This is a genomic window from Mesorhizobium sp. B4-1-1, from assembly GCF_006439375.1.
Lineage (GTDB): Bacteria > Pseudomonadota > Alphaproteobacteria > Rhizobiales > Rhizobiaceae > Mesorhizobium.
On record NZ_VFTH01000002.1, the window covers coordinates 339,862 to 365,208 of the forward strand.

Annotated in this window: 22 protein-coding genes, 1 tRNA gene and 1 pseudogene; 17 read left to right on the forward strand and 7 right to left on the reverse strand. The window is 65.1% G+C overall.

Annotated elements, in window-relative coordinates; translation table 11 throughout:
* Nucleotides 1–92 precede the first annotated feature (92 nt).
* From FJW10_RS04350 to FJW10_RS04375, 6 genes are read left to right on the forward strand one after another with little or no spacing between them, the layout of a single operon-like run.
* Nucleotides 93–1,973 carry an extracellular solute-binding protein gene (locus tag FJW10_RS04350; protein WP_140898658.1) on the forward strand — a complete coding sequence of 627 codons (1,881 nt, stop codon included), beginning with the start codon at nucleotides 93–95 and terminating at the stop codon, nucleotides 1,971–1,973.
* Entirely contained in the window at nucleotides 1,973–3,850 is a 1,878-nt protein-coding gene (locus tag FJW10_RS04355; protein ID WP_140898660.1) for an extracellular solute-binding protein, read from the forward strand. The genes FJW10_RS04350 and FJW10_RS04355 overlap by 1 nt, the downstream gene beginning before the upstream one ends.
* A gap of 30 nt (nucleotides 3,851–3,880) precedes the next feature.
* Nucleotides 3,881–4,978 (forward strand): microcin C ABC transporter permease YejB, encoded by a 1,098-nt coding sequence (locus tag FJW10_RS04360; RefSeq protein WP_140898662.1) that lies wholly within the window; start codon nucleotides 3,881–3,883, stop codon nucleotides 4,976–4,978.
* Nucleotides 4,978–6,117, forward strand: a complete 1,140-nt coding sequence (locus tag FJW10_RS04365) for an ABC transporter permease (RefSeq protein WP_140898663.1) — start codon at nucleotides 4,978–4,980, stop codon at nucleotides 6,115–6,117. Before FJW10_RS04360 ends, FJW10_RS04365 begins: the two co-directional genes overlap by 1 nt.
* The gene (locus FJW10_RS04370) at nucleotides 6,114–7,742 is read left to right on the forward strand and encodes an ABC transporter ATP-binding protein (protein ID WP_140898665.1); all 1,629 of its coding nucleotides are present in this window, start codon (nucleotides 6,114–6,116) and stop codon (nucleotides 7,740–7,742) included. The genes FJW10_RS04365 and FJW10_RS04370 overlap by 4 nt, the downstream gene beginning before the upstream one ends.
* A 37-nt stretch (nucleotides 7,743–7,779) precedes the next feature.
* Nucleotides 7,780–8,721, forward strand: coding sequence for a glyoxylate/hydroxypyruvate reductase A (locus tag FJW10_RS04375; protein ID WP_140898667.1), 942 nt, complete (start codon nucleotides 7,780–7,782; stop codon nucleotides 8,719–8,721).
* Between the two features lie 45 nt (nucleotides 8,722–8,766).
* On the opposite strand, the pseudogene FJW10_RS30705 reads toward FJW10_RS04375, so the two are convergent.
* From FJW10_RS30705 to FJW10_RS04390, 3 genes and pseudogenes are all read right to left on the reverse strand, one after another.
* Nucleotides 8,767–8,868: pseudogene (locus tag FJW10_RS30705) on the reverse strand (GTPase); the annotation flags it as partial.
* Nucleotides 8,869–8,936: 68 nt separating this feature from the next.
* Nucleotides 8,937–9,311, reverse strand: coding sequence for a hypothetical protein (locus tag FJW10_RS04385; RefSeq protein ID WP_140833743.1), 375 nt, complete (start codon nucleotides 9,309–9,311; stop codon nucleotides 8,937–8,939).
* A 74-nt stretch (nucleotides 9,312–9,385) separates the two neighbouring features.
* Nucleotides 9,386–10,330 (reverse strand): methyltransferase domain-containing protein, encoded by a 945-nt coding sequence (locus tag FJW10_RS04390; RefSeq protein WP_140898668.1) that lies wholly within the window; start codon nucleotides 10,328–10,330, stop codon nucleotides 9,386–9,388.
* Nucleotides 10,331–10,559: 229 nt separating this feature from the next.
* On the opposite strand from FJW10_RS04390, the gene FJW10_RS04395 reads away from it, so the two are divergent.
* Entirely contained in the window at nucleotides 10,560–11,570 is a 1,011-nt protein-coding gene (locus FJW10_RS04395) for a ligase-associated DNA damage response exonuclease (protein ID WP_140898793.1), read from the forward strand.
* 241 nt (nucleotides 11,571–11,811) lie between these two features.
* Entirely contained in the window at nucleotides 11,812–13,413 is a 1,602-nt protein-coding gene (locus FJW10_RS04405; protein ID WP_140898669.1) for a cisplatin damage response ATP-dependent DNA ligase, read from the forward strand.
* Nucleotides 13,414–13,461: 48 nt separating this feature from the next.
* Here FJW10_RS04405 and FJW10_RS04410 read toward each other — a convergent pair whose 3' ends face one another.
* The gene (locus FJW10_RS04410; RefSeq protein WP_140898671.1) at nucleotides 13,462–14,658 is read right to left on the reverse strand and encodes a hypothetical protein; all 1,197 of its coding nucleotides are present in this window, start codon (nucleotides 14,656–14,658) and stop codon (nucleotides 13,462–13,464) included.
* A gap of 336 nt (nucleotides 14,659–14,994) precedes the next feature.
* On the opposite strand from FJW10_RS04410, the gene FJW10_RS04415 reads away from it, so the two are divergent.
* The 9 genes from FJW10_RS04415 to FJW10_RS04455 all read left to right on the forward strand — a co-directional run bounded on the left by FJW10_RS04415 (nucleotide 14,995) and on the right by FJW10_RS04455 (nucleotide 21,176).
* Nucleotides 14,995–15,070, forward strand: a tRNA-Thr gene (locus tag FJW10_RS04415).
* Nucleotides 15,071–15,622: 552 nt separating this feature from the next.
* Nucleotides 15,623–15,811 carry a DUF2158 domain-containing protein gene (locus FJW10_RS04420; RefSeq protein WP_140648157.1) on the forward strand — a complete coding sequence of 63 codons (189 nt, stop codon included), beginning with the start codon at nucleotides 15,623–15,625 and terminating at the stop codon, nucleotides 15,809–15,811.
* 157 nt (nucleotides 15,812–15,968) lie between these two features.
* Nucleotides 15,969–16,412 (forward strand): acid-shock protein, encoded by a 444-nt coding sequence (locus FJW10_RS04425; RefSeq protein ID WP_140898672.1) that lies wholly within the window; start codon nucleotides 15,969–15,971, stop codon nucleotides 16,410–16,412.
* A gap of 45 nt (nucleotides 16,413–16,457) precedes the next feature.
* Complete coding sequence (locus FJW10_RS04430; RefSeq protein WP_140898674.1) at nucleotides 16,458–16,997, forward strand: RNA polymerase sigma factor; 540 nt, start codon at nucleotides 16,458–16,460, stop codon at nucleotides 16,995–16,997.
* Between the two features lie 74 nt (nucleotides 16,998–17,071).
* Nucleotides 17,072–17,521: a hypothetical protein gene (locus FJW10_RS04435; protein WP_140898676.1), complete on the forward strand. Its 450-nt coding sequence runs from the start codon at nucleotides 17,072–17,074 to the stop codon at nucleotides 17,519–17,521.
* On the forward strand, nucleotides 17,518–17,964 hold the full coding sequence (locus tag FJW10_RS04440) for a periplasmic heavy metal sensor (RefSeq protein WP_140898678.1): 447 nt from the start codon (nucleotides 17,518–17,520) through the stop codon (nucleotides 17,962–17,964). The genes FJW10_RS04435 and FJW10_RS04440 overlap by 4 nt, the downstream gene beginning before the upstream one ends.
* A 109-nt stretch (nucleotides 17,965–18,073) precedes the next feature.
* On the forward strand, nucleotides 18,074–18,358 hold the full coding sequence (locus tag FJW10_RS04445; RefSeq protein ID WP_140898680.1) for a hypothetical protein: 285 nt from the start codon (nucleotides 18,074–18,076) through the stop codon (nucleotides 18,356–18,358).
* 100 nt (nucleotides 18,359–18,458) lie between these two features.
* Nucleotides 18,459–19,916, forward strand: a complete 1,458-nt coding sequence (locus tag FJW10_RS04450; RefSeq protein ID WP_140898682.1) for a DUF1800 family protein — start codon at nucleotides 18,459–18,461, stop codon at nucleotides 19,914–19,916.
* Nucleotides 19,917–19,937: 21 nt separating this feature from the next.
* Nucleotides 19,938–21,176 carry a DUF1501 domain-containing protein gene (locus FJW10_RS04455; protein ID WP_140898684.1) on the forward strand — a complete coding sequence of 413 codons (1,239 nt, stop codon included), beginning with the start codon at nucleotides 19,938–19,940 and terminating at the stop codon, nucleotides 21,174–21,176.
* A gap of 58 nt (nucleotides 21,177–21,234) precedes the next feature.
* Here the strand turns inward: FJW10_RS04455 and FJW10_RS04460 are convergent, their stop codons facing one another.
* The 3 genes from FJW10_RS04460 to FJW10_RS04470 all read right to left on the reverse strand — a co-directional run bounded on the left by FJW10_RS04460 (nucleotide 21,235) and on the right by FJW10_RS04470 (nucleotide 25,317).
* A complete protein-coding gene (locus FJW10_RS04460; protein ID WP_140898686.1) occupies nucleotides 21,235–21,498 on the reverse strand; it encodes a hypothetical protein in 264 nt (87 codons plus the stop codon).
* 74 nt (nucleotides 21,499–21,572) lie between these two features.
* Nucleotides 21,573–23,171, reverse strand: coding sequence for an indolepyruvate oxidoreductase subunit beta family protein (locus tag FJW10_RS04465; RefSeq protein ID WP_140898688.1), 1,599 nt, complete (start codon nucleotides 23,169–23,171; stop codon nucleotides 21,573–21,575).
* Entirely contained in the window at nucleotides 23,164–25,317 is a 2,154-nt protein-coding gene (locus FJW10_RS04470; RefSeq protein ID WP_140898690.1) for an indolepyruvate ferredoxin oxidoreductase subunit alpha, read from the reverse strand. The genes FJW10_RS04465 and FJW10_RS04470 overlap by 8 nt, the downstream gene beginning before the upstream one ends.
* Nucleotides 25,318–25,347: the final 30 nt, after the last annotated feature.

Sequence of the window (25,347 nt, forward strand, 5' to 3'; positions counted from 1 at the left end):
TTCCGTCCGGAATTGCGTCGAGACAAAGCGATAGAGAGCCCGTCGTTTTCGTAAACGATGAACGCTCCAGTTGCTCGCGACGAGGAGAACGCATGAAGGTTGGACGCTTCCGCACGCTTTTCGCATCGGCGTTCGCGCTCGCCTTCGCCGCCAGCCTGCAGGCCGGCTTCGCCGACGAGTGGCGTACGACGTCGTCGCTGATCGGATCTTCAAAATACGGCGAGAATTTCCAGCATTACGACTACGTCAATCCGGATGCGCCGAAGGGCGGAACGTATAACGCCGTCGCCGTCGGCACGTTTGACAGCTTCAACCCATACATCGTGCAAGGATCGCCTGCAGGCGGCTTCGCCGAGTTTGGCGGCGGCCTGCTCTACGACACGCTGATGGATCAGGCTACCGACGAAGGCAGCGTCAGTCACCCGCTGATCGCCGACGCCTTTAAGTACCCTGCCGATTTTTCGTCGGCCACCTACCGGCTCGATCCGCGCGCTAAATGGCATGACGGCCAGCCGATCACCGTCGACGACGTGGTCTGGTCATTCCAGGTGCTCAAAGCCAACAGCCCGAGATACAATCGCTATTTCGAGAACGTGACCGAGGCCGTCGCGATCTCGGACCGCGAGGTCGAATTCCATTTCAACCAGAAGGGCAATCGCGAGTTGCCTAAGATCCTCGGCGATCTCGTCGTCCTACCGAAGCACTGGTGGGAGGGCACCGACGCCAGCGGCAAGAAGCGCGACATCACCAAGCCAACGCTGGAGCCGCCGCTGGGCTCCGCGGCCTACAAGATCGCCAGCTTCAAGCCAGGCTCGGAGATCGTCTGGCAGCGCGTGCCCGATTATTGGGGCGCGAAGCTGCCGGTGAAGATCGGGCGCGAGAATTTCGATACCCAGCGCTTTACCTACATCCTCGACGACAACGCCGCCTGGCAGGCCTTCACCAAGGGCGGGCTCGACGACATCCACCGCGAGATGAGTTCGCGCAAATGGGCAACCGCTTATGACTTTCCGGCCTTCAAGGGCGGCGACGTGATCAAGAAGACCTTCGAAAGCGAACATGCGCAGCCCATGCAGGGCTTCGTGTTCAACCAGCGGCGAGCACTTTTCCAAGATCGTCGGGTGCGCGAGGCGCTGACCCAGCCCTTCGATTTCGAGACGATGAACAGGACGCTGTTTTTTGGCTTCAACACCAGAACGTCGAGCTATTTCCAAGGCACCGAACTGGCGTCGAGCGGGCTGCCGCAAGGCAAGGAGCTGGAGATCCTGGAAAAATATCGCGACAAGCTGCCGCCCGAATTGTTCACTCAGGAGTTCAAGCTACCTGTCTATGACACACCGCAAGCGGAGCGGAAATATCTTAAGCGGGCCGTTGATCTCCTTGCTCAGGCCGGCTGGCAGATCAAGGGCGGCAAAATGATCAACACCAAGACCGGCGAGCCGCTTAAGTTCGAGATACTCGGTTCGAACGACACCGACCAAGTCATCTCCAGCCCTTACATCGCTAACCTGCGCAAGATAGGGATCGACGCGACCCTACGCATCATCGACCAGACCCAGTACATCAACCGGATCAATCACTTCGACTTCGACATGGTAACGACGGTGCTTCAGCAATCTGAATCGCCCGGCAACGAGCAACGCGAATTCTGGAGTTCGAAGGCAGCAGAAGCTCCAGGCTCGCGTAACCTGATGGGCATTAAGGACCCGGTCGTCGACGCCCTGATCGATCGGATCGTTTTTGCCAGCGACCGCGCCGACCTTGTCGCCGCCACCCACGCCCTTGACCGCGTGCTTTTGTGGAACTTCTATGTTCTGCCGCAGTACCATCGCTCGGCAGTCTGGTATGCTTATTGGAACAAGTTCGGCATGCCGGAAAAGCAGCCGGCATATCTCGGCGCCGATATCGATTCCTGGTGGATCGACCCCGAGAAGGAAAAGGCGCTGGCCGCCAAGTACAAGGGCCTCAATTGATGGGGCGGCGGAGTTTGCTTCCTCGTCGCGACTTCCTGGCGCTTGGCGCGGCGGCGACGGCCGCCGCATTGCTGCCTGGCCGGGCCTTTGCCGACACCCCGGCCGGTGTCAAGCTGCACGGCCTGTCGGCCTTCGGCGACCTCAAATACAAGCCCGATTTCACCCGTTTCGACTATGTCGATGTCGATGCGCCGCAAGGCGGCATCTTCAATTTCTCGCCGCCGAACTGGGGCGCCAACCAGAGCCCGCAGACTTTCAACACGCTGAACTCATTCGTCGCCAAGGGCGATTCTCCGCAGCGCATGGAGATGTGCTTCGATTCGCTGATGGTGCGGGCGCTCGACGAGCCGGACGCGGTCTATGGGCTGATCGCCGAGAGCGTCACCATTTCGGACGACCGCAACGGCTTCACCTTCTCGCTGCGCCCGCAGGCGCGCTTCCATGACGGCACGCCGCTCACCGCCGACGATGTCGCCTTCACCTTCAAGTTGCTGAAAGACAAAGGGCATCCGGACTACGCGCTGTCGCTGACGCATCTGGATGACGCGGTGGCGAAGGACACCCATACGGTCGAGCTCAAATTCTCCGGCAAGCAGTCGGCCCGCACTATCCTCAACGTGGTCGGGTTCCCGATCCTTTCGAAGGCCTTCTTCACGGCCAACCCGTTCGATTCCTCGCAGCTCAATCCGCCGCTCGGCTCCAGCGCCTACAAGGTCGGACGGTGGTCGGCAGGCGCCTGGATCGAATACGAGCGCGTGGCCGATTACTGGGGCAACGACCTGCCGGTCAATCGCGGCCAGAACAATTTCGGGCGCATCCGCATCGAATTCTACCAGGATCGCGCGGCCGGGTTCGAGGCCTTCAAGAAGGGCGAGATCCTCTACCGCGAGGAATTCACGTCGCGCGTCTGGGCGACGGCCTATGACTTTCCGGCCTTCACCGCCGGCAAGGTGATCAAGCATGAGTTCCCCGCCGAAACCACGCCTTCCATGCAGGCCACCGCGGTCAACCAGCGGCGGGAGCAATTCAAGGACCCGCGCGTGCGGCAGGCGATCGCGCTCTGCTTCGATTTCGAATGGACGCGGCGCAACTTCTTCTATGGTTCCTACGAGCGCTCGCAATCCTGCTTCGAGAAATCCGACTTCCGGGCCTCGGGTATGCCAACGCCGCAGGAGCTGGCGCTGCTGGAGCCGCTGCGCGACCGGTTGCCGCCGGAGACCTTCGGCGAGGCCGTGACACAGCCACCGCCGGACGGTTCAGGGCGGGACCGCAAGCAACTGAGCGCGGCGCTGAAGCTGCTCGCCGAGGCCGGCTGGAAACGCTCCGGCGATTTCGCGGTCAACGACAAGGGCGGGCGGCTCTCCGCCGAATTCCTGGTCGATGACGAGACCTTCGTGCAGGTCTATTCGCCCTGGGTCGCCAACATGAAAGCCATCGGCATCGATGCCTCGATCCGCCTGGTGGATTCGGCACAGTACCAGCTCAGGCAATCGACATTCGATTTCGACCTGCTGTCGGCGGCCTTCAATTTCAGCGCCACGCCGACCCGCGACGATCTGGAGATCTTCTTCCACTCGCGCAGCGCCGCCGTATCGGGCTCGCGCAACCTGTCGGGCATTGCAAGCCCTGCAGTCGACGCGCTGATCGATGCCGTCGGCGCCGCCAAGGACCGTGAAGGCCTGACCACCGCCATGCGCGCCTTGGACCGGGCCTTGCGCGCGCGGCGCGATTGGATTCCAAGTTGGTATCTGGCGAATCACCGAAGCGCCTATTGGGACATGTTCGGGTTCCCCGAGCAGAAACCCGATTTCGGCTTTCCGGTCGAGGCGCTGTGGTGGGTCGACAAGGGCAAGGCGGCAAAGATTGGCAAAGCCTGACATCACTGTTCGCGCGGGACCCGTCGCCTGATGGGCGCCTATATCCTGCGCCGCATTCTTCTCATGATCCCGACGCTGTTCGGCATCATGGCGATCTCCTTCGCGGTCATCCAGTTCGCGCCGGGCGGCCCGGTCGAGCAGGTGATTGCCCGGCTGACCAACCAGGGCAGCAACGATCGCCTCGGCAGCGGTGGCGGCGACGCCGGTGGCGGCGGCAATTTCGACGTTGCCGGCGATGTCGGCTCGAAATATCGCGGCGCGCAGGGGCTCGATCCCGAATTCATCAAAAAGCTGGAAAAGCAGTTCGGCTTCGACAAGCCGCCGCTCGAGCGCTTCGGCATGATGCTGTGGAACTATAGCCGCTTCGATTTCGGCGACAGCTATTTCCGCGATATCTCGGTGCTGGACCTGATCCTGGAGAAGATGCCCGTCTCCATCTCCATCGGCCTGTGGATCACGCTTTTATCCTACCTGATCTCGATCCCGCTCGGTATCCGCAAGGCGGTGAAGGACGGCTCGACCTTCGACGTATGGACCAGCGGCGTCGTCATCGTCGGCTATGCCATTCCCGGCTTCCTGTTCGGCATCATGCTCATGGTGCTGTTCGCAGGCGGCTCGTTCTGGGACTGGTTTCCGCTGCGCGGTATCGTTTCGGACAATTGGGACCAGCTGTCCTGGCCCGGCAAGATCGCCGACTATTTCTGGCACATGACGCTGCCGCTGACGGCGCTCGTGCTTTCGGCTTTCGCGACGACCACCCTTCTCACCAAGAACTCCTTCCTTGAAGAAATCCGCAAGCAATATGTGGTGACGGCGCGCGCCAAGGGGCTGTCGGAGCACAAGGTGCTCTACGGCCATGTCTTCCGAAACGCCATGCTGATCGTGATTGCCGGCTTTCCCGGCGCCTTCATCTCGGCCTTCTTCACCGGCTCGCTGCTGATCGAGAACATCTTCTCGCTCGACGGCCTCGGGCTGCTCGGCTTCAAGTCGGTGATCGACCGCGACTATCCGGTGGTGTTCGCCACCCTCTACATCTTCTCGCTGCTTGGCCTGTTCGTCGGACTTTTGTCAGACCTGATCTACACCTGGGTCGATCCGCGCATCGACTTCGAGCGGAGAGACATCTGATGGCCGAGGCCGCGATCGAAAGCGCGCCGGCGCGGCCTCGCAGGCCATTTCTGTCGCCGCTCAACCAGAGGCGGTTGCAGAATTTCAAGGCCAACCGGCGCGGCTACTGGTCGCTCTGGATCTTCCTTTTGCTGTTCGTGCTGTCGCTGTTTTCCGAGCTGATCGCCAACGACAAGCCGATCATCGTCTCATACAAGGGCGAGATTCTGTTTCCGGTTCTGGTCGCTTATCCGGAAGAGAAGTTCGGCGGTTTCTACGCCGTCACCGACTATCGCGATCCGGTGATCCAGGACGAGATCAACTCCAATGGCTGGATGATCTGGCCACCGGTTCGCTATTCCTATCAGACGGTCAACAACGCCATTCCGGAACCGGCACCGGCAAAGCCGTCCTGGCTTTACGACAAGAGCAAGCGTTGCAGTCAGTACCCGAAGGGAGAGGCCGACGAGAACTGCGTCGTCGGCAACTGGAACTGGCTGGGCACGGACGACCAGGCGCGCGACGTGCTGGCGCGCGTGCTCTACGGCTTCCGCATCTCGGTTCTGTTCGGCCTGATCCTGACGCTCGGCTCGTCGCTGATCGGCGTCGCGGCCGGCGCGGTGCAAGGTTATTTCGGCGGTTGGACCGACCTTCTCTTCCAGCGTTTCATCGAAATCTGGTCGGCGATCCCGGTGCTCTACCTCCTGCTGATCGTCTCGGCGATCCTGCCGCCCGGCTTCTTCATCCTGCTCAGCCTGATGCTGCTGTTCTCCTGGGTGGCGCTGGTCGGCGTGGTGCGGGCCGAATTCCTGCGCGCCCGCAATTTCGAATATGTCAACGCGGCGCGGGCGCTGGGCGTGCCGAACCTCACCATCATGTTCCGGCACCTGTTGCCGAACGCCATGGTGGCGACGCTGACCTTCCTGCCCTTCCTGCTCTCGGGCTCCATCTCGACGCTGACCTCGCTCGACTATCTCGGCTTCGGCCTGCCGCCCGGCTCGGCCTCGCTCGGCGAACTGCTGAAACAGGCGCAGCGCAACCTCAACGCCCCCTGGCTCGGCATCTCCGGGTTCATCGTGATTTCGCTCATGCTGTCGCTGCTGGTCTTCATCGGTGAGGCGACGCGCGACGCCTTCGATCCGCGCAAGACGTTCAAATGAGCGAAGCCCTGCTGTCCGTCCAAGATCTGAGCGTCGCCTTCGCGCAGGGCGGCAAGCAATCGATCGCCGTCGACCATATCTCATTCGACATCGCCAAGGGCGAGACGGTTGCCTTGGTCGGCGAATCCGGGTCGGGCAAATCGGTCTCGGCGCTGTCGGTGCTGAAGCTCCTGCCCTATCCCGCCGCCAGCCATCCCTCGGGCAAGATCCTGTTCAGCGGCGCCGACCTGCTTGCCATGAACGAGAAGGCGTTGCGCGGCGTGCGCGGCAACAAGATCACCATGATCTTCCAGGAGCCGATGACCTCGCTCAACCCGCTGCATACGATCGAGCAGCAGATCGTCGAGGTGCTGCAGTTGCATCAGGGCATGCGCGATCAAGCTGCCCGTGCCCGCACGCTGGAGCTGCTCAACGAGGTCGGCATCCGCGATCCGCAGAAACGCCTCGACGCCTATCCGCACCAGCTCTCCGGCGGCCAGCGCCAGCGCGTCATGATCGCCATGGCCTTGGCCAACGAGCCGCAGCTTTTGATCGCCGACGAACCGACGACGGCGCTCGACGTCACCGTGCAGGCGCAGATCCTCGAATTGCTGGCGAAGCTCAAAGCCCGCAAGGGCATGTCGCTCCTGTTCATCACGCACGATCTCGGCATCGTGCGCAGGATCGCCGACCGCGTCTGCGTCATGACCAAGGGCAAGATCGTCGAGAGCGGCCCGACCGGGGAAATCTTCGCCAATCCGCGCCATGACTATACAAAGCATCTGCTGGCGGCTGAGCCGAAGGGCAAGCCGCCCGCGGCCGACCCGGGCGCCAAATCCGTCATGACCGGCAGGGACATCAAGGTCTGGTTCCCGATCAAGAAGGGTTTCTTCCGCAAGACCGTCGACCATGTGAAGGCCGTGGACGGCATCGACGTCACGGTGCGCGCCGGCCAGACGCTTGGTGTCGTCGGCGAATCCGGCTCGGGCAAGACGACGCTCGGGCTGGCGCTCGCTCGGATGATCTCCTCGACCGGCACGATCAATTTCAATGGACGCGACATCAACCAGCTCTCCTTCAGCGCCATGCGGCCGCTGCGGCGCGAACTGCAGATCGTCTTCCAGGATCCGTTCGGATCGCTCAGCCCGCGCCTGTCGGTCTCGGAGATCATCGAGGAAGGGTTGAAGATCCACGAGCCGAAGCTTTCGGCCGACCAGCGCGACGACAAGGTGGTCGCCGTGTTGAAGGAGGTCGGCCTCGATCCCGAGACGCGCCACCGCTACCCGCACGAGTTTTCCGGAGGCCAGCGCCAGCGCGTCGCCATCGCCCGCGCCATGGTGCTCAACCCGCGCTTCGTCATGCTCGACGAGCCGACCTCGGCGCTCGACATGAGCGTGCAGGCGCAAGTGGTCGACCTTCTGCGCGGCCTTCAGGCCAAGCACAATCTCGCCTATCTCTTCATCAGCCACGACCTCAAGGTGGTCCGCGCACTTGCCAATGACGTCATCGTCATGCGCAATGGCCAGATCGTCGAGGCGGGACCTTCCGCGCAGATTTTCAGCAGCCCGCAAACCGACTATACGCGGGCGCTGATGGCGGCGGCCTTCAAGATCGAGACGGCACCGACCGGCGTGGTCAGCGAGTAATCGGACCGGCACCGGGACAACAGGGAAACATCCGAAAATGGAAAAAGGCAAAGTTCTGCTTGCCCTCACCGGCTTTCACCCGCAGCGCTGGCATGAGCTGCTAGCCGCCGAGCGCGAGGTCGTGCTGGAACCGGACGGTCCGAACGATCCGTCGATCGCCTATGCGGTGGTGTGGAAGCAGAAGCCCAACCTTCTCAAGTCGCTGCCCAATCTGCGCGTCATCTTTTCGATCGGCGCCGGCGTCGACCACATCTTTGCCGATCCCGGCCTGCCCGACGTGCCGATCGTCAGGATCGTCGCCGACAATCTCACCCAATACATGACCGAATATGTGGTGTGGCGGGTGCTCGACCATCACCGCCAGAGCATGCTCTACCGCAGCCAACAGGCGAAGAAGACCTGGCACGAGCCGCCGCAACGGCCGGCCGGCGACATCTCCGTCGGCATCATGGGCCTCGGCCATCTCGGCCGCGCCGCGGCATCGGTGCTGCTTTCGCTCGGTTTCGCCGTCAATGGCTGGTCGCGCAGCGAGCATCCGACGAAGGGCGTTTCGACCTATTCGGGGGAAGCGGGGCTGATCCCGTTCCTCAATGCTACCGACATCCTCGTCGTGCTGTTGCCGCTCACGCCGCAAACCCAGGGCATCGTCAATTACGGGCTGCTCAAGGAACTGCGCCGGCGCAACGGGCTTGGCGGCGCCGTGCTGATCAATGCCGGGCGCGGACGCCTGCAGAAGGACACCGACATCGTGCGCGCGCTGGACGACGGCACGCTGAAAGAAGCGAGCCTCGACGTGTTCGAAGTCGAGCCGCTGCCGAAGACCAGCCCGTTATGGAGCCACCCGAAAGTGTTCGTCACGCCGCATGCGGCGGCGACCTCGGACCCGGCCCATCTGGTGCCGATCATGCTTCGCCAGATGGCCGCCTTCGAGCGCGGCGAAAAGCTGGACAACCTGGTCGACAGAGAGGCCGGATATTAGTTGGGAAACAAACCCGATCGCGGAAGCAAAGAGCTGATCCAGGCGATCCAGGCCGCGCTTGCGGGCGATCGCATTGACAAGAGTGGACTTGCCGCTGTTGGACGGTCCTAGCATGCAGATGCGATTGCCGAGATCCGAGAGACTCATGGCGGCCTTCAGACACGAAAGCTCGACGACCCGACCGATCGCAAAGCGGAATATCGAATATCGGATACTCAGGAAGGCTTCGAGCCGGGCAGCCCGAGCGTCTCCTTCTTCTTCGGCTTGCCGCAGTCGCGGCGGTCGATCGAGCGGTTCATGGCGTCGATCTCGCCGCTCGCCTTGTTGCTGTCGCGCCGCGCCTTGGAGCGCGTGTCAGGTATGAACGGGCCGAAGCCCATGGCCGGATTGGAAAAGCTCGGCTTGGCGGTGACGGGCAGATTGTTCTGCCGCGCCAGTTGATTGCGCTGCGCCAGCAATTGGTCGCAAGGCACATCGTCATATTGCAATGAGGATTGGACATCCTCGTCCTGACGCTCGGCCATCGATGTGCCGCCGACACAGCCGGCAACGGTCAGGCAAGATGCCAATGCAACCATGGTCCAGCGCATGGATATCTCCTCATGGTATCCGCCCCGCGCAACCCGGACCATGCCATTCAGGCTTTTTCGCAGCAAGGTCGACCTCATGCCGTTGCCGGATTCCCCGCCTCGGTAGTTGTAGCAGGGAAGCCAGCCACGATGGCCAGGCCCTCGACCGGGTCACGCCGGTCGTGCCGGATAATCATGCTTTCCAGCGACAGGATCGCAAGCCCGTTGGCACAAAGCGCGCGCCGCGCATAGGCCTCGGAATGAGCATAACGCCTTGACGGCAAAAGGGCGAAATCGCCGCCGCCGACAAGCGTCTCGAGCGAAAAGGCGAATATGCCGCCATCGGCAAGCATGTTCGCAACCGCGCCGACGATACGGTCGAGCGCGCCGACATAGATGAACACGTCGGCCGCGACCACGAGGTCGGCTCTGTCGCCGGTGCGGGAGAAATGCTGAAGGTCGGCCTTGGCCAGCAGGTCGTAGATGCCCTTGCCCCTCGCCTTCCTCAGCATGCCGGCCGAGATGTCGTAGCCCTCAAGCCGGTCGACGAAAGGGCGCAGCCTTTCGCCCATCAGGCCGGTGCCGCAGCCAAGGTCGAGGGCCAGCCGGAACCGGCCGGGCCTTGCCTTGCCAATGGCGTGCCCGAGAAAATCCGGCAGCCCGTAGCCGAGTTTCCCGACAAGCGATTCCTCGAAACTGTCGGCGTAGTGGTCGAACAAGGTCTCGACAAAGGCGCTGGGCGGCGCCGCCGCGGCGGCCGCCTTGCCGATCAGCTGAAGCTTGAGCGCGGCGCCAAGGCGATCCGCGGGCTCCAGCTTCAGCGCCATGGCCCAGGCCTGCGCGGCCTGGTCGGGCAGACTGGCCGCTTCCTGCATCTCGCCGAGGCGAAACCAGCCGGCGGCCCAGCGCGGCGCCAGCTCCAGCGCGCCAAGCAGAAGCTCCGCCGCCCGCGCAGACTCGCCCGAAGCGAGAAGCATCTCGGCGAAATCCGCGCGACGGTCAGCGTTCAAATCGCCCGACGAGGCTTGGAGCGGTTTCATTCGTGAAGGATCCCACCGGCGAGGCGGGCCGGCGGCCGGCTCCATAGCATGATCCCGAACCGAAGGTCAGGAAGCAAAAAGTGGGAACCGGTTTTCGGAGAGAGGTCATGTTCAAACAAAGAGCCGGATCGTGATGGGGTTTCAACGAAACGCGATTGCGATCCAGGACGAGTCAGCAGTCTCTTGCAGCGGGCTTCCCGCGGCAAATTTAGCTACTATGTTCAAAGCCATGCGCGCCAGCGACCTGCTCAAATCCCGGCCGGAGGGCCTCTACTGCCCGCCCGGCGATTTCTTCATCGATCCGGTGCGGCCCGTCGAGCGGGCTCTGATCACGCACGGCCATTCCGACCATGCGCGATCCGGGCACCGCTCGGTGCTTGCGACGCAAGAGACGCTCGACATCATGGGACTGCGCTATGGCGAGGATTTCGCCGGAACGACGCAAGCGGCAACTCCCGGTCAGACGATCGAGATCAACGGCGTCGCCGTCACCTTCCATCCGGCCGGGCATGTGCTGGGCTCGGCGCAGATCTGCGTCGAGCATGGGAGCATGCGCATCGTGGCCTCCGGCGACTACAAGCGGCAGAAGGACGCGACCTGCCTGCCGTTCGAGCCTGTCCGCTGCGATGTCTTCATCACCGAAGCGACCTTCGGCCTGCCGGTGTTCCGGCATCCGCCCGACCATGAGGAGATCGCGCGCGTGCTCAAATCGGCGGCGCAGTTTCCCGAGCGCTCGCATCTGATCGGCGCCTATGCGCTCGGCAAGGCGCAGCGCGTGATGCGGCTGCTGCGCGACGCCGGCTATGACATGCCGATCTATATCCACGGCGCGCTGGCCAAGCTCAGCGAATATTATCAAAGCCAGGGCATCGATCTTGGCCGGCTCGAGCCGGCGACGGTTGAAAGCAGCGGCAAGGCCGATTTCGCCGGCGCGATTGTCGTCGGCCCGCCATCGGCCTTCGCCGACCGCTGGGCGCGGCGTTTTCCGGACCCGATCTCCTGCTTCGCCTCAGGCTGGATGCGCATCCGCCAGCGCGCCAAGCAGGGCGGCGTCGAGCTGCCGCTGATCATTTCCGACCATGCCGACTGGGACGAGCTGATCATCACCATCAAGGAAACGGGGGCGGAAGAAATCTGGGTGACGCATGGCCGCGAGGAGGCGCTGGTGCGCTGGTGCGAGATGGAGGGCATCGCCGCGCGGCCGCTGCATCTGGTGGGATATGAGGACGAGGGCGATTGATGGCGTACGCGCATAGGAAAATCGCCACCGCCGCGCTCTACGGCGCCCCCCTCTGTCCTGCCGGACATCTCCCCCTAAAGGGAGGAGATCAGACGTCACGCCCACTTTCGCCAATCTCCGACATTGCAGGATGTGCGGCAGGGCCGAAACTGCCAATCTCCCCCCGTGCGGGGGAGATGTCCGGCAGGACAGAGGGGGGTGCCTCGCGCCGGCTTTCGCCATTGGCGGGGCGCACATCCCCATGAACCGCTTCGCCGAGCTCCTCGACCGTCTGGTGCTGACGCCGTCGCGCAACGGCAAGTTGACGCTGCTCACCGATTATTTCCGCAGCGTCGAGGACCCCGATCGCGGGCTGGCGCTGGCGGCGATCACGGGTGATCTTTCGATCGCGGCGGTGAAGCCGGCGATGCTGCGCGCGCTGGTGGTCGAGCGCATGGACCCGGTGCTGTTCGGCTACTCCTACGACTATGTCGGCGACCTCGCCGAGACTGTGTCGCTGGTCTGGCCGCAGCCGCAAGGGCATATCCCCAATCATGTGCCGACGCTTGCCGAGGTGGTCGGCAGGCTGCAGGCGGCGAGCCGTTCCGACGGGCCGAAGGTGCTGGCGCGGCTGCTCGACGACGCCAGCATCTCGGCGCGCTTCGCCATCATCAAGCTAGTCACCGGCGGCCTGCGCATCGGTGTGTCGGCGCGGCTCGCCAAGCAGGCGCTGGCCGACCTCGGCAAGATCGACGTCGCCGAGATCGAGGAGCTCTGGCACGGTCTGGCGCCGCCCTACACCGAGCTGTTCGCCTGGCTGGAGGGCCGGGCGGAAAAGCCGAGGAGCGCAGCGCTCGCGCTGTTCCGGCCGGTGATGCTTTCCAATGCCGTTGGCGACAACGACCTCGAAAAGCTCGATCCGGCCGATTATGCGGCGGAATGGAAGTGGGACGGCATCCGCGTGCAGGCGGTGTGCGAAGGCGGCGTCCGCAGGCTCTATTCGCGCACCGGCGATGACGTGTCCGGCGCCTTCCCGGACCTCGCCGCGGCCATGAATTTCGAAGCGGCGCTGGACGGCGAGCTGCTGGTCGGCGACCCGCGCGAGGCGACTGGAACCTTTTCCGACCTGCAGCAACGGCTGAACCGCAAGAGCGTCTCGCCAAAGATCCAGCAGCAATATCCGGCATTCATGCGCTGCTACGACGCGCTGCAGATCGATGGCCAGGATCTGCGCGCGCTGCCCTTCGGCGAGCGCCGCAAGCGCCTTGAGGCCTTCGTCGGGACGCTCGATCCCAGCCGCTTCGATCTCTCGCCCTTTGTCGCGTTCTCCGACTGGGAGCCGCTGGAGCGCCTGCGCCAGGCGCCGCCGCATCCAATCATCGAAGGGGTGATGCTGAAGCGCTGGGATTCGCCCTACCTCGCCGGCCGGCCAAAAGGGCCCTGGTTCAAGTGGAAGCGCGATCCGCACACCATCGACGCGGTGCTGATGTATGCTCAGCGCGGCCACGGCAAGCGCTCGAGCTTTTATTCCGACTACACGTTCGGTGTCTGGTCCGGCCCCGAGGGTTCGGAAGAACTGGTCCCCGTCGGCAAGGCCTATTTCGGATTCACCGACGAGGAGCTGAGAGAGATCGACAAATATGTGCGCGACAACACGATCGAGCGTTTCGGGCCGGTGCGCTCGGTGCGCGCCGACCGCGGGAACGGCCTAGTGCTGGAGGTGGCGTTCGAAGGCCTCAACCGCTCGACCCGCCACAAATCGGGCGTCGCGATGCGCTTTCCCCGCATCTCGCGGTTGCGCTGGGACAAGCCGGCCGCGGAAGCCGATCGCATCGAAACGTTGCAGGCGCTGCTGGACGGCTAGGGACGCCCCCTCGCCGGCGCGCCGGCGCCGGCAGATAGAGCGGCGCGATCACTCCGCGATCGAAACGCGGATCTCGTAGATATCGACGGACTTGCCCTTCTGGTCGAAGTCGGAGTTGACGGCGATGGTGCCGGCGGCGCCCGGATGTTTGTCGGGGAACTGCACGTCGAACAGATATTCGTTGCGCTCGTGGCCGACCGCGTAGCGTTTGCGGCCGCAATCGCCGAAGTCGCCGAAATTGCAGTCGACCGAAATCTGCGTCTCCTTGCCCTCTTCCGAGCGGGCGACGATGTCGAACATGGCATGTTTGCCGGCAAGCTTCTCCAGCACGCCCTGGCCGACATCGAAGGCAATGGCCGAACCGGACGCGCCCGAGCGGATGCGCAAGAACTGGCCGGTGTCGTCCTTCATCACCTCGGCGGCGGCGTCGGACGGCGTGCTGACACGGGTCGGATCGGCCGGCGAGAAGACGTTGATCCAGTTCTTCGACTGGTCGGCCTCGCCCGGCTTCTGCGGCGAGCCGGGTTCGGCCGGCGGCGAGGAGTCCTCGTCGTCCAGCGTCGGCGTCGGTTCCGGCGGGCCGGTGTCGAGCTCTGCCGCCGTCTTGAAGACGCCGGTCTGCTTGGCGAAATAGAGGCCGATGCCGGCGGCCGCGAGCAGCGTCGCGACGACGAAGATCGCGGTCAGCGGCAAGCGCCGCCCCCTGATGCGCCGCTCGTCGCGGTCGGGCGCGACCTCAGCGCCGTTGCCGACGGGAGCGCCCGGCGAATCGTCGAGCGACGGCGCGTCGGGAAGTGCGGTCTCGTCCGGCATGATGTCGGGCACGCGCGGCAGCACGCGTGAGCGCGGCTGGTCCGAAGCATCGGGCTGGACCGGGCCGTCGACGGTGATCGAGGGCGAGGGCGCGGATTGCGACGGCGACAGCGGCGCGTCGACCGACGGCGCGGCCGACACGGCCGGCGCTTCGACGCGGGGATCCGGCGCGCCATTGCCGGCCGACGCGATGTTTTCCGGCGGCAGCGTCACATCGGGCACGGCCGGCAGGAATTCCGATTCGATCTCGGCGATCTTGGCTTGCACCGCCTTGCGGCGGCTGATGGCGGCCTCGACCGTGACGTTCGGATTGGCCTGCAGGACGCGGTCGAGCGCGGCAAAGGCCGATCGATAGACCTTCTCGCGGAACGCCCGGTCCTCGGCATTGCCTTTCTCGAAGGCATTGCGGATCGCTTTCTCGATTGGGTCCAAGCGAGCTCCCTCTGCGCGTTCGCTCACGGTTGTCTGATCGTCGGCCACAGGCGACCAATCGATCAACGGCGAGCGGCTGCCTTGCCGGCCAAAGCCATTTCGGCATTTTTTGTTTAAGAATCAACATTTTTCGTCACCACCGGTACGGTCGCGCCGGCCAGCCAGGTGCGAAGGACGTGCGGCCCGCACGCGCCACGGGGCGCGCCTGCGCCCGTGGCGCGGTAACCCTAGATCGGAATTGCCGCCAACGAGGCCGGAATTCACCGCTGCCCATCTTGAATTAGCGAGCGGTTGAGTCTATCACCCAGCCCATTCTGGAAGCCTGACGCTTCCCGGGCCGCTTTAGCTCAGTTGGTAGAGCACATCATTCGTAATGATGGGGTCGCGTGTTCGAGTCACGCAAGCGGCACCAAAACTTCTCCGCGAGAACCAAACTGTTGCTGAAGGCCGAGCGTTTGAGCGGTCTGCCCATGAACCATAGGCAATGGGCAGGTAACAAAAGACCGCCGGCGGGCAACCTGCCCCAACGGAATAAGGGGCTATATCTTTGGTCCTTTCGGACCAATGCGTTTGGCAGGACGGACCTCGGTCGATTGTGGGCCTGCAGGCAAATCGGACAGTCTCGCGATCGCGCCGGCTGATAACCCCAAGCCCCCCGCCCATCGGTCGGCGCATAGCCCGGCTTGCTGACCTCAAATCCTAACCACAAAAAGCGAGCCGGGCTTCCACCTGTGCGCCCATGCCGAAATTGTCGGAAGAAAGGTCCATGATCGTCCTCCCGGGCGGAGAAGGCAGCCAATCAGTGGAGCTCAAAAGCCTTGATATGACAGTGCTGCCTCGCGGATCACGCTAGCGGCACCAGTTTTCCACGCCTTCCCGCCTGCACCACGTCATCGGCGCATCTCGGCCATTGTCGGGAATCGCTGTTGGTGGGAAACTCGCCTTGTCAGCATGGGAGGTCGAAATGCCCAACAGTTTCAAGACCGGAGACGTCGTCAGGCTGAAATCCGGAGGCCCGGAAATGACAATCAGCGACGGCGCGGCCTCCGGCACGTATCTGTGCCACTGGTTCAACCGCGAAGGCGACGTCTGGACCCCGCAGCATGCCGGCTTCAAGCCGGACCAGCTGGTGGCCGTCGACCACCCGAGATAGTCGTCGCTTTCGGTCCTTCAGGGACGATTCGGTCCGGCCGGGCCGGATCCCGGGGACGTTTTGTCCGGTCGAAAAAGGACCGACGGATTTTGCTTTGCCTCGCGTTTAACGGCTGAAGCGTGGCCGCCAATGGCCGCGCCCAACCGGAGACGAGAGCATGATCCGCCAAACGATATTTGTCGTTGCCCTTGGCTTGCAGACCGCAGCGGCGGTCGCCCAGACAACGACGCCGACCCCTGCCCCGGTCCAGACGGCGCCGAGCACCTCGGCTCCGGCCACCAAGTCTGACCAAATCAAATCCGGGCTGACGCTGGAAAAGTTCGAGGCGCGCCGGGAAAAGGCGTTCATGCGCGCGGATACGGACAATGACGGCAAGGTCAGCCTCGCCGAATGGACCGCTTTCCAGGCCGCCCGCAAGGCCAAGGGCGATCCGGCCAAATCCTTCGCGCGCATCGACACCAACAAGGACGGCTTCGTCGATAAGGGCGAGCTCGACGCCTTCCTCGCCAAGCGCTTCGCCAAGCTCGACAAGAACGGCGACGGCGTGCTTGGCGCCGACGAGAGGCCGGGCCACAAATCCGCTCCCAATCAGGAGCAATGACCAAGAGGCTATGCCGCACAATGACAGTCGCGAGCGCCCCGGTTGATGGGCGCCGATCCGGACGAGGAGCTGGTACGCCGCATCGGCGCCGGCGACCCCGGCGCCGTGCAGGCGATGGTGGCGCGCAAGCTGCCGCGCATCCTGGCCCTGGCCGCCCGGATGCTCGGCGACGCGGCGGAGGCGGAGGACGTCGCCCAGGAAACCTTCGTGCGCATCTGGCGCCACGCCTCGGGCTGGCGTCAGGGGCAGGCTCGCTTCGACACCTGGATCCACCGCGTCGCGCTCAATCTCTGCTACGACCAGTTGCGGCGCCGGCGCGAATGGACGACGGACGAGCTGCCGGAGGTGGCCGATGAAGCGCCGCTTCCCGATGCAATGCCGGGCGACGAGGAGCGCAGGGTCAATCAGGCGCTGCAGCGCATCGCGCCGCGCCAGCGCGAAGCCATCGTGCTGGTGTATTATCAGGAGCTGTCCAACATCGAGGCTGCCGGCGCCATGCAGGTCAGCGTCGACGCGCTGGAAAGCCTGCTCGCGCGCGGCCGGCGCGCTCTGCAGGCCATGCTCGCGGGAGATGGCGATGACTGAGACTTCGAAGGGACTGCGAATTTTGAGGACTGCGGCGTGGGGGGCCACGTCAAAACGGTGGAAGGGGGAACGAGATGGCTGAGAAGACCGCAAACGGGCCGATGGATGCCGGGCGCTTCGCCGCGCTTGCGGATGCCTATGGCGGCGCATTGCACCGCTGGCCGCCGGCCGAACATGCCGCCGCGATGCTGTTTGCCGGAACCGACGAGGGCCGAGCCATCCTGGCGCGCGCCGGCAGGCTCGACGCCATGCTCGACCGGCATCGCGTCGAAGCACCCGGCCCGGCGCTCCATCGCGCCGTTGTCGCCCGCGCCGCGACCGAGGTCAGGCAGGGCCGCCACCGCCGGTTCTGGTGGCTGGGCTTCGGGCTTGCCGGCATCGGCCTGGCCGGCGCCGTGGCCGGGCTGGCGCTGGTGACCATCGTCAACCCGGATACGCAGCCCGACCATTATGTCATGGACGCCAACGCGACGTCGTTCGGCGACGCCGGCCTCGACGCCGATCCTTACGAGGAAGACCTATGAGCCCCCGTCTCGTCGCGGCATCGCTGGTGCTGAATGTCTTTCTGATCGGCGCGCTGGCCGGCGGCGCCGGCTGGCTGATCGGCAAATCCAATCCAGGCTTTTCGCTGGAATCGGCGGGCGGCAGGCTGCCGGCCGCCGACCGCAAGATCTTCCGCCAGGCGCTGCGCGAGGTGCGTCGCGAGTCCCGCGACGTGATCCTCGACGGACAGGCCGCTCGGCGCGAGGCGGCGAACCTTCTGCAGCAGCCGACGCTCGACAGCAACGCGCTTGCGGCGGCACTCGAGCGGGCGCGCAATGCCGATGTCACCATGCGCACCCGGCTGGAGCAGCGCATCATCGAATTCGCCGCATCGGGATCGGCGGAAGATCGCCAGCTGCTGGCGGACGCCCTGATGCGGCGCGTCGGCAGGCAGCCGCTGGCGCCTGCAAAAAAATCGCCATAGGCAGCGACGGAAAGGGCGAGCACGCGCCGTTCAAGGGAAAGAGGGACAGGCCTGCCATCGTTCGATGCCGGCAGGTTCTCTTCAACCTCGAAACTTTCGGGAGTATCCCATGAACAGTCTGACGAAATATTCGATCGCCGCCGCGCTCGCCATCGGGGGGACGGTCGCCGCAAGCGCCGCCTCGGCGATGCCGATTGCACCGGTCGCCGCACCGGCGGTGATCGAGCATGTCGCCTGGGGCTGCGGTCCGGGCTGGCATCCCAACCATTGGGGCCGCTGCGTGCCCAATCACCGCGTGATCTATCCCGGCTATTATTACTGGGGCGGACCGCGGGTCTATATCGGCCCGGTCTGGCATCCCTACCATCGCTGGCACCACTGGCGCCGCTGGTGACGGCCCGCTCATGACGCCGGTGCTGCGGCCGGCGCCGTGAGTGCCCTTCCCGATCCATGCAACATGCCGGCCGAGGCGTCGGTTCGGAACGGAGGCTTTATTGGCCGCACCAGTCTCAAATTCCGTCTCGCCGAATCCGGCGCTGGTCGCGCTCAACCGGTTCGGCCTCGGCGCAAAGCCAAGCGACGACCTCTGCAAGGTCGCCGTCGATCCACGCGGCTACCTCAAGGCCGAGCTCAAGCAGCAAGACATCGCGCTCATTCCCCCCGACGATCCGAGGAATGCCGGGCTGCTGGACAGCACCGCGGCGATCCAGGCCAGCATGGCGGCGGCCATGGAACGCAAGACGGCGCGGGATGAGAGGGCAGCGGCCGCCATGCAGCCGACAGCCGCGGAAGACCCGGCCGGCCCGGTCGTGACAAAAGCCAAACCAGCGGTGCCGCGTGTCGAGGCCGATATCTATCGCGACGAAGCGCAGGCCCGTTTCGACAAGGCGCTCGCCGCGACACCCGGTTTCGTGGAACGGCTGGTCGGCTTCTGGTCGAACCATTTTTGCGTCTCCGTCGCCAAGGCGCCGGTCGTGCGGGCATGCGCCGGCGCCTTCGAACGCGAAGCGATCCGCCCCTTCGTGCTCGGCCGCTTCGCCGACATGCTTTTGGCAGTCGAGCACCACCCGGCCATGCTGTTCTATCTCGACAACCAGCAGTCCATTGGCCCCGATTCCCGAGCCGGCAAGCGACGCGGACGCGGCCTCAACGAGAACCTCGCCCGCGAAATTCTGGAATTGCACACGCTGGGCGTCGGCAGTGGCTATGCCCAAGCCGACGTCACCAGCTTCGCCGGCATGCTGACCGGCTGGACGATGGCCGGACGCGAGGGACGGCTGGGAGAGCCGGGAAGCTTCGTCTTCAACGCCAATGCGCATCAGCCGGGCCAGGCCGTGCTGCTCGGCAAGACCTATCCCGACGGCGGCATGGGCCAGGCGGAGGCGGCGCTCAACGACATTGCCCGCCATCCGGCCACCGCGCGGCACATCGCCACCAAGCTTGCGCACCATTTCATCGCGGACGATCCGCCGCCGGCGGCTGTCGCCCGCCTGGCCTCGGTCTTCACCAAGACCGATGGCGACCTGCGCTCGATCGCATTGACGCTGGTCGACATGCCCGAAGCCTGGTCGACGCCGCTCACGAAGCTGCGCTCGCCATTGGACTATGTCGTCGCGCTGCGGCGAGCGGTCGGCGCCACCGCCGGCAACGAACTGCAACGATCGCTTCGCTGGCTGAGCGTGCTTGGCGGGCCGCTATGGCAGCCCCCGGGGCCGAACGGCTTTCCCGACCGGACGGATGCGTGGGCTTCCGCCGAGGGCCTCAAGACGCGGCTGGACATCGCCTGGCAGGCCGCGAAGCAGGCGGACGACATCGGCGACCCCGACGAGACGCTGGCGTCGCTGATCGGTGCGTCCGTTTCGGCCGAGACACGACAGGCGATTGCGCGGGCGGAGTCCAGGCAGCAGGGCCTGGCGCTGCTGTTGATGGCGCCGGAATTCCAGCGCCGGTGACCTAGCAACGGAGATGAACCCATGAGCCTTCTCTGCGAAACTCCCAACCTGTCCCGCCGTGGCGTCTTGACGACCGGCGGCGCGCTGTTCGCCTGGGCCTACCTGCCGCGCTTTGCCCGAGCGGCCGACAATCGCGACCCGCGCCTGATTGTCATCGTGCTGCGCGGCGCGCTCGACGGGCTGTCGACGGTCGGGCCGGTCGGCGATCCGGACTATGCCGGCCTGCATGGCGACATCGCGCTTTCGCTCTCAGGCGCCAACCCGGCATCGCCGCTCGACGATTTCTTCGCCGTCAACCCGGCAATGCCGGTGTTTGCGCGCCTGTTCAAAGCAGGCCAGGCGGCGGTGGTGCACGCGGCCGCGACCGGCTACCGCGACCGCTCGCATTTCGACGGCCAGGACGTCCTGGAAAGCGGCCTGCCCGGTCCCGGCAACGCGACCACCGGCTGGCTCAACCGGGCATTGGCCAGCCTGCCCGCGGGCGAACGCGTGGCGAAACTCGGCGGCCTCGCGGTCGGACCGTCGACGCCGCTGGTGATCCGCGGCGCAGCACCCGTGCTCGGCTGGGCGCCGCAGGCCCTGCCGACGCCCGGCGATGCGCTGGCGGAGCGCGTACTCGACCTCTACAACCATCGCGATCCTGTGCTGGCGGCCGCACTTCAGAAAGGCCTCGACGCCGACCGGATGGCGATCGGCGACGCGCTCGAGGCCAAGACGATGAAACCCAGAGGCGGTCTCGGCAATGCCGCCGGCATGCGCCAGTCGGCGCAAGGCGCGGCGAGGCTGATGGCTGCCGATGACGGGCCGCGCATCGCAGCACTCGCCTTCGACGGCTGGGACACGCATGTCAATGAAGGCGGCGCCACCGGCCGGCTCGCCAATCTGCTCGGCGGCCTCGACGGCGCCTTCGAGGAGTTCGAGACGGGGCTCGGCGAACGGTGGAAGGACACGGCAATCATCGCGATCACCGAGTTCGGCCGCACCGCGCGCATCAACGGCACCGTCGGAACTGACCACGGCACGGGCACGGTGGCGCTGCTCGCCGGCGGTGCGATCAAGGGCGGCCGCGTCATCGCCGACTGGCCGGGGCTGAAGCCGAACCAGCTCTACGAGCAACGCGACCTCGCGCCGACCAGCGATGTGCGGGCAGTGCTGAAGGGCCTGCTCGCCGAACAGTTCGGGCTTTCCGCCGCTGTGCTTGGCGATAAGATATTTCCGGAGTCTGCGGCGGTGAAGCCGATGCGCGATCTCGTCGCCTGAACGAAAACGCCCGCGCCGTTTCCGGGGCGGGCGTCCATTCACCTGGTGAAGCCGATCGTCAGCCCCAATAGCCGGGATGCCAGTGGTGATGCGCCCAGAAGCGGGGGTGCCAATGGCGTGCGCGCAGCGGCCGGACGCGGTGGTTCGGCACGCAATTGTGCCAGTGGTTCATGTGCCAGCCGGGGCCGCAGCGCCAGCCTACGGTCTCGATCGGCAACGACGCAGCGCTTGGTTTGACCATCGGCATGGCCCGCGAGCCGGCTCCGGACAGCAGCAAGGTGCCGGCCGCCAGCGCAACGGGCAGAAAATACTTAGCCAACATGAGTTTATCTCCGAAATTGATCCCTACCTCCGTGAAACGGAGGACGTGGCCGAAACCCGTCGCAGGCAGGCGGATCACATCTTCGTTATCGGGGCAGAGGTCTCGTCGAGCGTCACCACGGTCTTCAGCGCGCCGTCCAGCATGTCGCCCTTCTCGTCCTTCAGCGCCGCCTCGCGCAGGCGGCGGATCCAGTCGGCGGCATCGTCGCGGCCTTTCAGCATGGGAAGCGCCGAGAGCACGCGGTCGAATTTCGACTGGGCACGCGCATGGGTGTCGCTGTAGCCCTTGATCAACCGGCGACAGTTGAGGATCTCGACCCCGAGCGCATAATCCTCACGCGCCTTGCCGAGTGCCAGTTCATACCAGCGCTCCATATGCTCGACTTCTATCCTGTGGCGCAGCAGGCGGCGGCGCCAGCGGCGCAGGCCGCCGATGAACCACAGCATGGCGAAGCCGGTGAAGCTGTCGGTGCGGATGTGGCGGCCGCGGTTGATGCGGCGGTCGAGGAAAGCGGCGAGCTTCGGCCGGCTTTCGATGTAGCTGCCCAGCCCCGCCGGCAGCGTGCCGCAGAACTCCTCGATGCGCGGATGGAAATATTCGGTGACCTGCAGGACCGAACCTTCCTTGACGCCGACCTCCTTGCGCACGCGCCGGTCGCGGGTCGAGCGCGTCTTCAGATCGGCGACGCGGATCATGTCGTCGTAGCACATGGCGTTGGCGAGATGCTTTGCCGCGGCGATCGACAGAGCATAGCCGCGCTCCGCATCGTCTAGCGCGATGGCCTTGTCCAACCGGTCGAGATATTCGCCGCCATAGGCGATGTCCTGATAGTCGACGACCTTCTTCAGCCCGCGTTCGGCCATGTCGCGCACCGGCACCGGCAGTGCCGCGACGCGGCCGGCAAGGGCCTGCCAGCCCTTCAGCAAGGTTTCGGGCCCACTGACGCTCGCCGTTGGCCTGGGTTGAGCAATGGCAGGTCTCGCCTCTGCCTCGTCGCCCGCCGGAGCAGCAGCGATGCCTCGCGCGCGGTCGCAAGCGGCGGCGAAGGCCGCGAGGCTTGGCCCGACGCCGCGGCCACCGGCGCCGATCGCCTGTTCGTAGCTTTCCCGGGTGAAGGGCAACGCATCGGAACCGGCCAGCGCGCCGAGCAGGCTGGCCGAGATCATGGTGCCGTTGTCGGCGGCGATCTTTTCCATGTCGAAGGCGATGAAGCGCTTGGCCGCCGCCTGCGCCGTCGCATGGACCTTCTCCGACGAGGCGCGGCCATCGCCCGGCTCGATCTTTTCCGAGACGGCGGCGATGCGGTGCGAGGAGGTGATCAGCGTCGTGCGCTCGGGCGTGACGAAACCGCGGATGATGGCGCGGCCGGCCTCCATCAGCTCGGCGGCGATGAGGATGTCGACATCGCCCTGCGAGGGCGACAGCGCGAAGACCGGCAGCCGGCCGGTGTCGCGCGCCATCTCGATGTAATAGATCGTCGCGCCGGTGCGCTGGGCGACGCCGGCGACGGAGGTCGATTGCGCGACATAGCCGTTGCGCTCGGCGACATCGGTGATCCAGTCGGCAAGCACGCCGCCGCCCTGGCCGCCGACCGCGAGCACGGCGAGTTTTATCACCCGCTCGTCATCAGAAGCGCCCGTCTTCGGGCGCAGCGCTGCGTTGTGGTCAAGCATCGGCGAACGTCAAGCGGCGGCTCTCGCGGCGTCGCTGCAACAGGCCGATCACGGCGCGGCGCGCGCTTTCCAGGAAACGGTCCCAGCGGCCCGGATTGTGGACGACGTCGGCGCGGTAGAAGGACGGGCATAGCACGGCCGCATCCGCCACCTCGCCGCAATTGCCGCAGCCGACGCAGTTCTGGTCGATCGATGCGACCGGATCGTCGCGCAGCGGATCGTCGAGCGACTTCACCGACAGCGACGGGCAGCCGGAGAGCCGCATGCAGGCATGGTCGCCGGTGCAGATGTCCTCGTCGACGCCGAATTTCGGCTTCACCACGCGCTCGCCGCCCTTGATCGCCTTGTCGACCAGCGGCTTCTCGCGGCGCTGACGGTTGAGCATGCATTCCGACGAGGCGACGATGACTTTCGGCCCCTTCTCCTCGGTGGTCAGCGCCTCGCGCAGCGCGGCTTGCATCTTGCCGACATCATAGGTGCGGTCGATGTGGCGCAGCCATTTGACGCCCATGCCTTTCACCGCTTCGTCGATCGGATGCTTGGTCGACTTGGTGCGGTTCGAGGCGCGCGAGGACAGGATGTCCTGGCCACCGGTGGCGGCCGAGTAAAAGTTGTCGACGATGACGATGACGCCGTCGTTCTTGTTGAAGACGGCATTGCCGATCGAGGAGGTCAGGCCGTTGTGCCAGAAGCCGCCGTCGCCGACGAAGGAGATCGAGCGGCGTTTTGCGTCCGGCGAATTGAAGGCCGAGGCAGAAGCCGGCCCAAGTCCATAGCCCATGGTGGTGGCGCCGAGCTCGAAAGGCGGCATGATCGAGAACAGATGGCAGCCGATGTCGGACGCGATGTGGTGCTTGCCGAGCTCCTGTTCGACCAGTTTCGTCGCCGCGAAGATCGGCCGCTCCGGGCAGCCTATGCAGAAGCCCGGCGGGCGGCCCGGAACGACATTGATGAGATCGGCCGTATCGACGCCCTCGCCCAGCTTGTTCGGCGCGCGCACCTCGCCCGGCAGCAGATACGGGGCGTGCGCCCGCAGGAAGGAGCCGATGCCGTCGAGCATGACCTGCCCGGTATATTCGCCGGCCATCGGCAGATGCTCCTTGCCGACCAGCTTGGTGCCGCGGCCGGCCTTGTGCAGCATCGCGGCAAAGGCCTGCTCGATGTAGTTGGGCTGGCCTTCCTCGACGACCAGCACCGCCTGCTTGCCTTCGCAGAAGGACAGAAACTCGTCGTCGACCAGCGGGTAAACGGCGTTCAGCACATAGAGCGGCACGTCGGTGTCGCCATAGGTGTCGGCGAGGCCCAGCCGCTGCAGCGCGCGGATGACGGAATTGTACATGCCGCCCTGCATGACGATGCCGACCGAGCCATGGTCCGGCCCGAACATCTCGTTGATCTTGCGGCTCTTGATGAAATCGACCGCCGCCGGCCAGCGCTTGGCGACCTTCTCCTTCTCATGCATGAAGGAAGCGGGCGGCAGCACGATGCGACCGGTGTCGCGGCGCGGCGCGGCAAGCGCATCGGCGACCGACATTGGCGGGCGCTTGTTGTCCTTGGCGGTGAAGTGGCCGTGGACGTGGCAGCAGCGGATGCGCACCTGCAGCATAACCGGCGTGTTGGAGATTTCCGACAATTCGAAGCCGTCCTCGACCGCCTTGACGATCGAGGGCAGGTTCGGACGCGGGTCGAGCAGCCAGACCTGGCTCTTCATGGCGAAAGCGTGGCTGCGCTCCTGCATGATCGAGGAGCCTTCGCCATAGTCCTCGCCGACGATGATCAGCGCGCCGCCGGTGACGCCGCCGGACGCCAGGTTGGCGAGCGCATCGGAAGCGACATTGGTGCCGACGGTCGACTTGAAGGTGGCAGCACCCCGGATCGGGTAATGCACGGAAGCGGCGAGCATCGCGGTGGCGGTCGCTTCCGAAGCGCTCGCCTCGAAATGCACGCCGAGCTCGCCCAGGATATCCTGCGCGTCGGCCAGCACGTCCATCAGATGACTGATCGGTGCGCCCTGATAGCCGCCGACATAGCCGACGCCGCATTGCAGCAGCGCCTTGGTGATGGCGAGGATGCCCTCGCCCGCGAATTCCTCGCCGGCGCCAAGCCTGAGCTTTTCGACTTCCTTGGCAAAAGACCGTTCGGCCATCTCTGCCTCCTTCCGTTGCCGCTCTCCCAT

What these genes read in the sequence shown, in the direction of transcription:
- FJW10_RS04350 (WP_140898658.1), top strand. Translation starts at nt 93, where the DNA reads ATGAAGGTTGGACGCTTCCGCACGCTTTTCGCATCGGCGTTCGCGCTC.
- FJW10_RS04355 (WP_140898660.1), top strand. Translation starts at nt 1,973, where the DNA reads ATGGGGCGGCGGAGTTTGCTTCCTCGTCGCGACTTCCTGGCGCTTGGC.
- FJW10_RS04360 (WP_140898662.1), top strand. Translation starts at nt 3,881, where the DNA reads ATGGGCGCCTATATCCTGCGCCGCATTCTTCTCATGATCCCGACGCTG.
- FJW10_RS04365 (WP_140898663.1), top strand. Translation starts at nt 4,978, where the DNA reads ATGGCCGAGGCCGCGATCGAAAGCGCGCCGGCGCGGCCTCGCAGGCCA.
- FJW10_RS04370 (WP_140898665.1), top strand. Translation starts at nt 6,114, where the DNA reads ATGAGCGAAGCCCTGCTGTCCGTCCAAGATCTGAGCGTCGCCTTCGCG.
- FJW10_RS04375 (WP_140898667.1), top strand. Translation starts at nt 7,780, where the DNA reads ATGGAAAAAGGCAAAGTTCTGCTTGCCCTCACCGGCTTTCACCCGCAG.
- FJW10_RS04385 (WP_140833743.1), bottom strand. Translation starts at nt 9,311, where the DNA reads ATGCGCTGGACCATGGTTGCATTGGCATCTTGCCTGACCGTTGCCGGC.
- FJW10_RS04390 (WP_140898668.1), bottom strand. Translation starts at nt 10,330, where the DNA reads ATGAAACCGCTCCAAGCCTCGTCGGGCGATTTGAACGCTGACCGTCGC.
- FJW10_RS04395 (WP_140898793.1), top strand. Translation starts at nt 10,560, where the DNA reads ATGCGCGCCAGCGACCTGCTCAAATCCCGGCCGGAGGGCCTCTACTGC.
- FJW10_RS04405 (WP_140898669.1), top strand. Translation starts at nt 11,812, where the DNA reads ATGAACCGCTTCGCCGAGCTCCTCGACCGTCTGGTGCTGACGCCGTCG.
- FJW10_RS04420 (WP_140648157.1), top strand. Translation starts at nt 15,623, where the DNA reads ATGCCCAACAGTTTCAAGACCGGAGACGTCGTCAGGCTGAAATCCGGA.
- FJW10_RS04425 (WP_140898672.1), top strand. Translation starts at nt 15,969, where the DNA reads ATGATCCGCCAAACGATATTTGTCGTTGCCCTTGGCTTGCAGACCGCA.
- FJW10_RS04430 (WP_140898674.1), top strand. Translation starts at nt 16,458, where the DNA reads ATGGGCGCCGATCCGGACGAGGAGCTGGTACGCCGCATCGGCGCCGGC.
- FJW10_RS04435 (WP_140898676.1), top strand. Translation starts at nt 17,072, where the DNA reads ATGGCTGAGAAGACCGCAAACGGGCCGATGGATGCCGGGCGCTTCGCC.
- FJW10_RS04440 (WP_140898678.1), top strand. Translation starts at nt 17,518, where the DNA reads ATGAGCCCCCGTCTCGTCGCGGCATCGCTGGTGCTGAATGTCTTTCTG.
- FJW10_RS04445 (WP_140898680.1), top strand. Translation starts at nt 18,074, where the DNA reads ATGAACAGTCTGACGAAATATTCGATCGCCGCCGCGCTCGCCATCGGG.
- FJW10_RS04455 (WP_140898684.1), top strand. Translation starts at nt 19,938, where the DNA reads ATGAGCCTTCTCTGCGAAACTCCCAACCTGTCCCGCCGTGGCGTCTTG.
- FJW10_RS04460 (WP_140898686.1), bottom strand. Translation starts at nt 21,498, where the DNA reads ATGTTGGCTAAGTATTTTCTGCCCGTTGCGCTGGCGGCCGGCACCTTG.
- FJW10_RS04465 (WP_140898688.1), bottom strand. Translation starts at nt 23,171, where the DNA reads ATGCTTGACCACAACGCAGCGCTGCGCCCGAAGACGGGCGCTTCTGAT.
- FJW10_RS04470 (WP_140898690.1), bottom strand. Translation starts at nt 25,317, where the DNA reads ATGGCCGAACGGTCTTTTGCCAAGGAAGTCGAAAAGCTCAGGCTTGGC.